Annotated in this window: 7 protein-coding genes and 1 pseudogene; 1 reads left to right on the top strand and 7 read right to left on the bottom strand. The window is 40.2% G+C overall.

The genetic code is table 11. The annotated features are described in order from the left end of the window. The 6 genes and pseudogenes from AC52RT_RS03995 to AC52RT_RS03970 all read right to left on the bottom strand — a co-directional run. The coding region (locus AC52RT_RS03995; RefSeq protein WP_495539554.1) for a YesL family protein at positions 1-337 on the bottom strand (337 nt) is incomplete at its 3' end. A gap of 31 nt (positions 338-368) precedes the next feature. Further along, on the bottom strand, positions 369-2,666 hold the full coding sequence (locus tag AC52RT_RS03990; protein ID WP_495539553.1) for a glycosyl hydrolase family 95 catalytic domain-containing protein: 2,298 nt from the start codon (positions 2,664-2,666) through the stop codon (positions 369-371). 22 nt (positions 2,667-2,688) lie between these two features. Continuing rightward, a complete protein-coding gene (locus tag AC52RT_RS03985) occupies positions 2,689-4,722 on the bottom strand; it encodes a beta-galactosidase (protein ID WP_495539552.1) in 2,034 nt (677 codons plus the stop codon). 44 nt (positions 4,723-4,766) lie between these two features. Beyond that, positions 4,767-7,076: an alpha-xylosidase gene (gene yicI / locus AC52RT_RS03980; RefSeq protein WP_495539551.1), complete on the bottom strand. Its 2,310-nt coding sequence runs from the start codon at positions 7,074-7,076 to the stop codon at positions 4,767-4,769. A gap of 379 nt (positions 7,077-7,455) precedes the next feature. Further along, positions 7,456-8,688: an NAD(P)/FAD-dependent oxidoreductase gene (locus AC52RT_RS03975; RefSeq protein WP_495539550.1), complete on the bottom strand. Its 1,233-nt coding sequence runs from the start codon at positions 8,686-8,688 to the stop codon at positions 7,456-7,458. Positions 8,689-8,804: 116 nt separating this feature from the next. Then, positions 8,805-8,924 (bottom strand): annotated as a pseudogene (locus AC52RT_RS03970) (hypothetical protein); the annotation flags it as partial. Positions 8,925-9,037: 113 nt separating this feature from the next. On the opposite strand from AC52RT_RS03970, the gene AC52RT_RS03965 reads away from it, so the two are divergent. Beyond that, positions 9,038-9,427, top strand: a complete 390-nt coding sequence (locus AC52RT_RS03965; RefSeq protein WP_495539549.1) for a VOC family protein — start codon at positions 9,038-9,040, stop codon at positions 9,425-9,427. A gap of 34 nt (positions 9,428-9,461) precedes the next feature. Here AC52RT_RS03965 and AC52RT_RS03960 read toward each other — a convergent pair. Further along, a partial coding sequence (locus AC52RT_RS03960; RefSeq protein ID WP_495539548.1) for an NAD(P)H-dependent flavin oxidoreductase occupies positions 9,462-10,396 on the bottom strand: 935 nt, incomplete at its 5' end.

Genomic DNA, 10,396 nt, shown 5'->3' with positions numbered 1-10,396 from the left:
ATACTAAGCCAAATACGACTCCGCCAAGCACACTTCTCAAATAATTCTCTTTATAACAGGTTAAAAAAGTTGAGAAAATCGGAACTTCTGCATCCCCCATCACCCATTTTCTTACCACCCCAAACAAAGCGGTTGTGGCTGGAAATAAGATGAAAGGAGCTAATACAGCGATCGTTATGGTCAGCACAAGTAAATCAGAAAGATCAGCCGATAAGAAATTCATCCCCACTAGAACGATTGGGAAATTAAATAGCAGCCAAATTAAATTGGTTAGCAACAAACGTAAAACCCAAACCGATGCTTTGTAAAAACCGCCCATCATATTGCCTAATTCCATTATGAACTCCTCCCTCTATGTAACTCTCATCCTATTTCCATCTTAAAGAAAAAGGTTCTCCTGCTGTTAATGCCACCCGCCATTCATTAGGTTGGTTTAATTCACTTAGTAACCTCCATTCTTCCTTATTCCTAGAGAGAAGAATGACTATTTCCTGATTAATTCCCGATGTGATTGTAAGTTCGATGTGTCGTTTCTCGAGGTCCCACTCAAAGGAATTAACATAGATTTGCCCCCGGCAACGTGTACCTGTTATTTTCCCTCGCGTGACAACTGTCGGAAGTGCAGGTAAAAGTTCAATTCTTCCCGGTAAAGAAAAGAGTAATAAATTGTGAATTAACTCCGGGATACTACCGTTTGCATCTACATTAAAGACATTATATTCATCATAATGAGCGGTCATGAGACTGGGGTAGATTGCTCCGCCGGCTGCCATCATCCGTAAAATATCCCATACCGTATCACCCATTCCCAGTCTGGCGGCTGCTAGTCCAGCATGCATTCGTCCGTGTGAAGAAGTATCGGTATTCGGATTATAAAGCCAATGTTCCATTTTTTTCTGCAGAGCAATACTTGATGCCTCCCACATTTTTGGTGTTTTCTCTTTCGTAAATTCATAGCTTTGGAAAAGAGGATAGAGATGAGAAAAATGGCGGTGGTTATAATTATCCTCATGATCCCCTACCGACCATTCCTTTAAGGCTCCTTCTTCATTGATCAAATAAGGCGGGAGTTTTTCAATCATATTCCTCCATTTTGGAATGGACTTCTCTTCGATCCCAAGCAACTGACATGAATCGATTAAATGCGTTAACACTTCTTTTGCAACAGCAATATCCTGTGTACTATTGGCCGCTATCCCATTTTCAGCTGAATAAGAGGGGTTAAACATATACCTGCCCTCTTGGTCCTCATAAAGGAAATCTTCATAAAACTGTACCACTTCTCTTAACAAAGGGACGGTATGCTCCTTTAGGAACGCCTGATCTCCTGTATATAGGTAATAATCGTAAAACCAATGTGCCAACCACCCCGCACCACACGTCCAAAAAGCTCCGAAAAAGGTATCACATTCCCGATTCCCCCAGCTGGAATCTCCCCAATGCAAATGTTTTCCACTAGTTGAAGCACGGATTCCAGATAAAATCCCTCTACAGCCAAAAAGCATACGTGCATTATAACGAAAGTCTTCTAGAAACGATTCTATCAAGGTAACAAATGGTTTCATTCCTTCCATCATATTCCCACTGAATACCGAAGCCATTGCCAACTGCAAATTGGTATCCAGAGTGTAATCTGAAGACCAGGAAGGATTCCAGGTTCCTGTCCATATCCCCTGAAGGTTGGGAGGTCTTAGCCCCGTACTCGAAATAAACATATACCTGCCTGCGTCATATAGCTTTTCTACCAGACCCATTGATACTTCCTTTTCGTTTTGAACAGCAGCTAACAATTCATCCGTACTCCAGCTTCGCTTCTCACCACCGTCCAAATCCAAGGAAACTCTATGAAAAAGCTCGCCGTGTACGTTTATATGAGCGGCTATCAATGTCTCATAATCACCGTCTAGTTCTTCAAAGTTTTCCGTAGATGGTTGGATGCCTTCAGCAAACGGGACGATTTTCATCAACACCAGGATTTCATTCGCACCAGAAACAGTCATCTGGTTTGGTTCAGTCACTAGTTCACCCTCGATAGGACTGATTTTGACAAAACTATCATACCCACCTGGACCTTTCGTATATAAATGTCTGCTTATAATCATGTCGTTTTCATACTTGATTGAGACTTCCATACCAGGATGATTAATCTCTTCCATTCTTAAAGCTACTAACGGCATCGGCTCATTACTAGTAATAGACATAACAATCATCTTGTCCGGCCTGGAAGCGAACAGTTTTCGTTTACACTCAACGTTTCCCTCTCTCCATGTGGAGATGATTTCCCCTGTTGAAAAATCGACACTTCGAAAATAGTCTTCGATTGTACCGACAGGCACTTGATCAATTTCAAGAAAAAAGCCTGGATGAAAGGAATCTGTATCGACGATGGTATGACCGCGTTCTTCTCCTTTTTTGATGAAAAATTCATGCGAAGCAAGATAGCCCTCGTTCCGGCTGATTCGACGCACTTCCGCCAAACAATCGGACATATCAGGCATATCCTGTTTAGCATCTGCTGGTAAAAATAATTCAGCATGATTCACGACTACCTTTTCTTTGTGAGGCAGGCCAAAATGCATGGCACCCATTTCTCCATTTCCCGTTACATTGCCGTATTCCCAGATTTCCGCCGGTTCCGTACTGTACGCACCATGTTTCGCATACATACCCTCTCACCTCAATCGGTACCTATTTTGTCACAAGTATTCGGACATCTTTAGCTGCTATCTCCAAGGCATATTGATAGTGTTTTTTCGTTACTAAATCGATATATTCTTCATCTAATTCAATTCTTTGTTCCTTTTCATTATGGTTTAAAATAAAGATGAGTTCCTGATCATTTTTTATTCTTTTCGTCACTTCAACTCCCTTGGGTACAGCCGTACCTAATACTGGTTGAATACCGCTTTCCGCGCAAATAGAGCGAATATAATCATCTAAGAAAGACTGCTCTGGACTTGAAGCAATATACCAGGCACTTCCTTTGCCAAAGGTATGTCTAGTCACGCACGGTGTACCTTGATAAAAATCTTGTCCATACACTGCCATTACTTCCGCCCCTTCAGCATGGAGAAGATCACAAAGTAACGAACAAGAATAACGCTTATTGCCTAACCCGCTGTTTTCCTGCATTAGTATTTCATTGCTTTGTCCGGGCGGCAGAGCATCAATCTCTTCTACCCAAATACCTAAAACTTTTCTTAGATGACCAGGATACCCCCCTGTAATCACAAGGTCATGTTCATCAACAATCCCACTAAAAAACGTGGTGACAAACGTTCCTCCTGCAGCTGTATAGTCTTCTATCTTTTGTGCAAAGCCATCTTTTGTCATGTACAGAACAGGAGCGATGACTAGTAAATATTGATCAATCGGATCATCCACACCAATCATATCCACCTGAATATTTTGTTCATAAAAAGCTTGGTAATATTTCGATACCTCATTAAAATAATTCAAATCCCGGCTCGGTCCGCTTGATAACTCTACCGCCCACCAATTGTCCCAATCAAACACAATCGCTGCTTTTGCCTGAATACGCGAATTGATAATCTGATCCCCCAGAATCGTCAACTCATGGCCGAGTGCAGCACATTCTCTAAATACTCTTGTATGCTCATGACCGACATGATCAATGACCGCTCCATGAAACTTTTCGCAGGCACCAATGGATCGGCGAATTTGAAAGAACATAATTGTATCTGCTCCCCTAGCAACGGCTTGGTAACTCCAAAGCCGCATCACACCAGGTCTCTTTAAGGCATTATAAGGCTGCCAGTTTGTTACACTTGGTGTTTGCTCCATTAACATGAACGGATCACCTTGTTTTAAACCGCGCATTAAATCATGCTTCATCGCCTCTTGGCTGATTTGAGAATCTACCGATGGGTAGCTGTCCCAAGAGATAATATCCATATATTTCGCCCATTTTTGATAATCTAATTGTTTGTAAGCACCCATTAAATTAGTGGTTACTAATACGTCAGGAGTGAATTTTTTCAAGGCATTATACTCCATTTTGTAGCATTCTAGCATACTATCTGAATTAAACCGGCGGTAATCCAGTGAAATCCCTTGAAACGCGGTGTAATCATAGCTGCCTAAATGTTCGCTTAAATTATTGGGAAGGACGATTTCATCCCAATCATAGAAGGTATGGCCCCAAAATGAAGTATTCCATACTCGATTTAGCTCCGCTAACGTTTGGTATTTATTCTGCAGCCAAACGCGAAAAGCTTTTTCACAATTATCACAATAGCAATCCCCGCCATATTCGTTCGAGACATGCCATAGCACAAGAGCTGGGTGATTTTGATAACGTTCTGCCAGTTTTTCTGCTAATTTCGTTGAATACTTTTGAAAGGTCGGACTATTAGGACAGGAGTTATGCCGCAAGCCAAATTTCCGCTTCCTTCCATCAAAGTCAACCCGAAGAACATCCTCATATTTGGCTGCCATCCAGGCCGGATGAACGGCCGTACTTGTGCCGAGACAAACATTTATCTGTTCTTGTTCCAACATATCCATTACTTGATCGAGCAGGCTAAAATCATACGTGTCTTCATCAGGTTGCAGCATCGCCCACGCGAAGACATTAATCGTCATAATATCGATATCCGCAAGCTTCGTAATCCGCATATCCTCTTTCCAAATTTCCTTAGGCCACTGCTCTGGATTATAATCTCCTCCAAAGGCAATTTTTTTTATTTTTTCATGAATCATTCAGGTTTCCTCCTTATCTAATAGAAAGCGCTTACTATCCTTCATTAGAGAGTAATCTCAACGATATTTTTATCTGTCTTAAGGACAATCCCCTCATTCGTTACTTCTGTCGTTCCGCTGCTCACCGATGCTTTTGTGATATTTCTTAATAAAACAGAATAATTTTTCACCGTCTCACTCACTTTGAATACGATTGTATCCCCTTCTCGCTTAGCTTCTGCCCAGCCTGTTTTTATTCCTTTATTACTATATAAATCTGTAGATATAAGAGAACCATCTGCTAATTCAAAAACATGAAAAGTAACGTCAGAAAGATAATCATAGTCAGCCGTGCTTTCTACCGACCCGACCGAAATAATGGAATTTTCTTTAGCCATCAATGGCAGTGTCAGATAGCCATGTTCCTCTGTATGCCATTTTTCTCCCTCAACTACTTGATTGGTTAAGAAATTCGTCCATTTCCCTTTAGGAAGATAGTATTTTACGATGCCTTGGTCATTAAAAATGGGAGCCGCTAATAATGAATCGCCAAGCATATACTGTCTATCCAAGTAATGACAGGTTTCATCCTCATTGAATTCTAGTACCATTGCTCTCATCATCGGTACCCCTGTCATCGTAGATTCACAGGCGATGCGGTATAAATAAGGCATTAAGCTATTTTTTAATTTTGTAAACACGCGCGTAACATCGACGGCTTCTTCATCATAAAGCCATGGAACCTTATATTCTGTATTGCCATGATAACGACTATGAGAAGACAATAAACCAAATTGCGTCCAGCGTTTGTATAGATCTGGAGTGGCTCCTTGTTCAAATCCAGCAATATCATGACTCCAAAAACTAAATCCTGATAAACCAAACGATAACCCGCCGCGTAATGATTCAGCCATGGAAGGATACGTTCCCCAGCAATCCCCGCCCCAGTGAACAGGAAGCTTCTGACTGCCGACTGATGCCGACCGAGCAAATAGGGCCGCTTGTCCTTTACCTAGCTTCTTTTCTAATAAATCAAAAACGACTTTGTTATATAAATAGGCATAATAATTATGCATTTTCTTAGGATCAGATCCATCATAATAACAGACATCAGTCGGAATTCTCTCACCAAAGTCCGTTTTAAAAGAATCGACTCCCATATCTATCAGACTCTCTAATTTGTCTTCGAACCAGCTGCTCGCTTCCGGGTTTGTGAAATCTACGATCCCTAAACCAGCCTGCCATTTATCCCATTGCCATACACTTCCGTCTGTCTTTTTGAGAAGATATCCCTTGTCACTTGCTTCTTTAAACAGCGGTGACTTCTGTGCAATATACGGATTGATCCATAAACAGATTTTTAAGCCTTTTTCTTTTAGTCTCATCAGCATTTTTTCCGGTTCTGGAAATACCCGGTCATCCCACTGAAAATTACACCATTCAAATTCCTTCATCCAAAAACAATCAAAATGAAAAACATCTAATGGAATATCTCTGTCTTCCATTCCTTTTATAAATTTGGTTACCGTTTCTTCATCATAATTTGTGGTAAACGAGGTGCTTAGCCATAAACCAAATGTCCATGCAGGCGGGAGACTTGGTTTTCCAGTCAATGCCGTATACTTTTCTAAAACCTGCTTCGGTTCAGGACCATTTATAATGTAGTATTCTAAACTTTCGCCTTCCACGCTGAATTGCACCTTTGATACTTTTTCTGAGCCAACCTCAAAGGAAACTCGTTCAGGGTGATTAACAAACACACCATACCCTTTATTACTCAGATAGAAGGGGATATTTTTATAAGCCTGTTCACTTCCTGTTCCACCGTCTTCATTCCAGATATCAATGGTTTGACCATTTTTTACAAATGAGGTAAACCGTTCACCCAACCCATAAATTAATTCACCCACATCCAAGGAAAGCTGTTCACGCATAAAGACTTCCTTTTGATCGGTCACAATATAACTCATTCCCATATCTCTACTGCTTGCTAATTGCTTATCTTCATTATAAAAATCAAGTTTCCATTCGCCTTTCTTATGGAAAGCCGCGTGAAGATTTCCGCTCGAGAAGAATAGTTTTTCATCATTTTCTTCAATTTGTATAGGTACTTCTTCTTTATGAAGCTCAAAATGGGGCCCTCTCTCAATCCCTCCAGTATGATGTGACAGCTTTACACAAATGACATCCTCCAAAGGGGATGATAATTCAACGGTCATCATTCCTCCGTCTAATGTTTTACCTCTATGTATAATGGGCGTAAAAGGAGCATAAACAGTGAGACTTCTTTCCTTTTTCTCGACATCGTATAATTCCATTGGGTGTTCGAGCGTATAGCCTTCTTTATTTAACCAGTTTCCATTACTAAATTTCATTTTAATCCTCCATTCTGTATATGCCTTTCTTAAGTGTAAGTTTCATTACTTCAGTAAAACACCCACCTAATTGGTGAAAAAATCAGAGCAAAATTAGATTTATCATTGACTAAAAAATGCTCAGAGCTTAGCCTCTGAGCATTTAGCTGTAAACAAACTCGGGTGAGATCTTTAAAATCGAGATGTTGATTTCCATTCCGGGCGCTTCGCTTTCCGCGGGCGTCTTCACGCCTGTAACGAAAATCAACTGACTTTCTAAACTTAAAAGTAAAAGGTCTATTTGTTCCGAAAAATGCAAAAGAGGTTCGGAATAAAACCATTCCGAACCTCTTTTGTCTACAAACTGAATGATCAGAGCATAGCATTTAGTCACATCTATTTAAGCAGTCCCTGTTATAAAAGAGCGTTCTTTAAGATATATATCAAGATCTGGATGTGTCCCTTTTAGAATTAAATCAGTGATAATCTGCGATAATATCACACTATAAACCGTTCCATTCCCGCCATACCCTAATAAAAAATAACAATTTGGATAATCTGGATACATACCTATTGTGGGCAATCCGTCATGGGTCTCACCAAAGGATGCCCCCCAATAATAGTCTGCTTTAACTTGGCCTGCTAGTTCAGGAAATAATCCCACCAACTTATCTAGTAATTCATCCCGTTTATGAATGATCATGGAGTCACGTTTTTCACTATATCTTGTTTGTTCGTCAAGACCGCCAATTATTATGCGATTGTCTACCGTTTGACGAGCATAGAGATAGGGACGAGCGGTTTCCCAAATCATCATCGCTTCTTTCCAATTTGTCAGATTCGCTACAGGATTGGTTGCTATGGCATAAGAGCTTACGACCTTTGCATTTTGCTCGTTTACTTCTTCCTGTGCCTCGTACCCTGTCGCAAATATCACATACTTCGCTTTAATGGAACAGCCATTACTCGTAAACAGTTCGGTATGATCGTTTTTAAGGATTTTCCCATTAATGTTTGTATGGCCATATACGCGAACGCCTTTATTGGCTGCATATTGTATCAAATTGTGTGCATGCTTAAAGGGATTAATTTCTGCATCGTTATTTGTCACAAGTCCTGCAGGCTTTGAAAAAGAAAACGTATCAGCGATGTCTTCCTGTGTATAATAGTCAACCGGGAATCCGTATTTTTTTAGAGTTTGGTATTCTTCCTTCAACATTGGCACGTCTTCTTTACTGGACGCAAAATAAAGACTTTGTCTTTTTCGAAAATCTGAATCGCCATCCAAACTTGGAATCACTGTATGTTCTAATATTTTCATAGCCTCTAAACATAATTGGACATGACGTACTCCTGCCTTTTCTCCAAAACTATGTATATATGACGTTAATGTTTTATCATTTGTATATTGTAGCAATCCCGTATTTGCCATCGTGCTGCCTGCTCCAATATCCCGTTTATCAACAAGGACGACATTCAGGCCTTTTTCAGCTAGAAAGTAAGCACAATGAGCGCCTGATGATCCACTTCCCACAATACACACATCACAATCAATATTCTCGGTAAGCTCCGGATAGTTAGGTGCATCCTTATATGTATCACTCCAAAACATTTTCCCTGTCTTTAAGTCCATCATCCATTCCTCCTGAATTATTAGTTGCCTTCTTTTATTCCCAGTTTGTGGTACAAACCAAACTTCCTAAAGGCAAAAAGCCATTTCCCTAAGGAACGTAGGGTAAATCTTCCCACTCATTTTTTCAAATGATACGGTACAGTCGTAACAATAACATTCCGTATATAAAGTAAATTCGCGCGAATCAGCAAACTGGATTGATTATGTAAGATATTATGCCAGTTCTTTTTTGGTATATTTTCTACTTTTTATAAGAGATGAGAACCTGATATTAAGCTTATTCTAGCATCTCATCACTCTTTTGATTCAGCTGTATATGGTATAATCTCCTAAAAGGAGAGCGATAGCCATGCTGCATCATATTGAAATAAATGTTTCCAATCTTAAAAAATCAGCTGAGTTTTGGGGATGGCTTTTAACCGAATTAAATTATGAGCTTTTTCAAGAATGGGAGTCCGGATTCAGTTGGAAACAAGGAAACTCATATCTAGTATTTGTTCAAACGGATGTTCGTTTTATAGACAGCGGATACCATCGAGGACGAATTGGGCTTAATCATCTAGCTTTTCATGGTGAGTCTAGGGAGCATGTTAATGAATTGTTCACAAAAATTAAAGAAAAAGGGATTCCTCTTTTATATGAAGAAAGGTTTCCTTTTGCTGGCGGACCGAATCATTATGCTGTATTCTTCGAGGATCCTGATCGAATAAAGGTAGAAATTGCGGCTCCGAACGAATAAAAAAATGGACATCTTAAATGTCCATTTAACATATTTACTGAGAAACACTAGTTTTAATTTTGGCAGCATTTTCATTTAATTTTATTAAAGCCTCGTTATATTCTTGTTGAAGTGTTTTTACTATGCCTTCAACCGAATCGATTTTTTCAATGGCTCCTACACCATGACCAGCAGACCAGATATCTTTCCAAGCTTTTGCATCTGATTTTTTAGCCATACCGTCAAAATTAACTTTTTCCTTCTTGACTAGTTGTTCTGGATCGAGTCCATTGTTTAGAATGCTCGGTTTTAGCATATTACAGTTAACACCTGAAAAAGCATCGGTTAGGACTATATCTTCAGGTCCTGATGTTACGAGCATTTCGCGGTAGGCATCTACAGCATTACTTTCTTCTGCCACAATAAAGCGAGTCCCCATATAGGCAAGATCCGCACCAGCCGCTTGGGCTGCTAGAATTCCTTTTCCTGTAGATATTGAACCCGCAAGGAGAATAATCCCATCCCAGAATGTACGAACACTGTCTACAAATGCAAATCCATTCAACTCTCCGGCATGGCCCCCTGCACCCGCTGCAACGAGAATCAATCCATCGACGCCTGCTTCAGCTGCTTTTTTAGCAAACGGAATACTGCTTACATCAGAAAATACTAAACCGCCATAACTATGTACAATTTCCACAACTTGTTTTGGCGAACCAAGTGAAGTTAAAACGATTGGTGGTTGATGCTTCTTAACCAGCTCTAACTCTTCTTGAAGACGGCTGTAAGTGCTGTGAACCACCATATTCATGGACCATGGAGCAATTTTTTTAGTTGGATCCTTTAATTTCGCTTCTGCTAAACTACTGCTGATGACCCCCATCCACTCATCTAGAACCTCTATCGGGCTTGCATTTGGAGCTGGAAATGAACCAGACACCCCATTCATACAACATGATTTAACCAGTTCAGGTCCCGATATCAAAAACA

The sequence above is a fragment of the Peribacillus sp. genome, assembly GCF_059453735.1.
The sequence above is the reverse complement of the archived record's forward strand: the minus strand, read 5'-3'. Positions and strand labels throughout refer to the sequence as shown.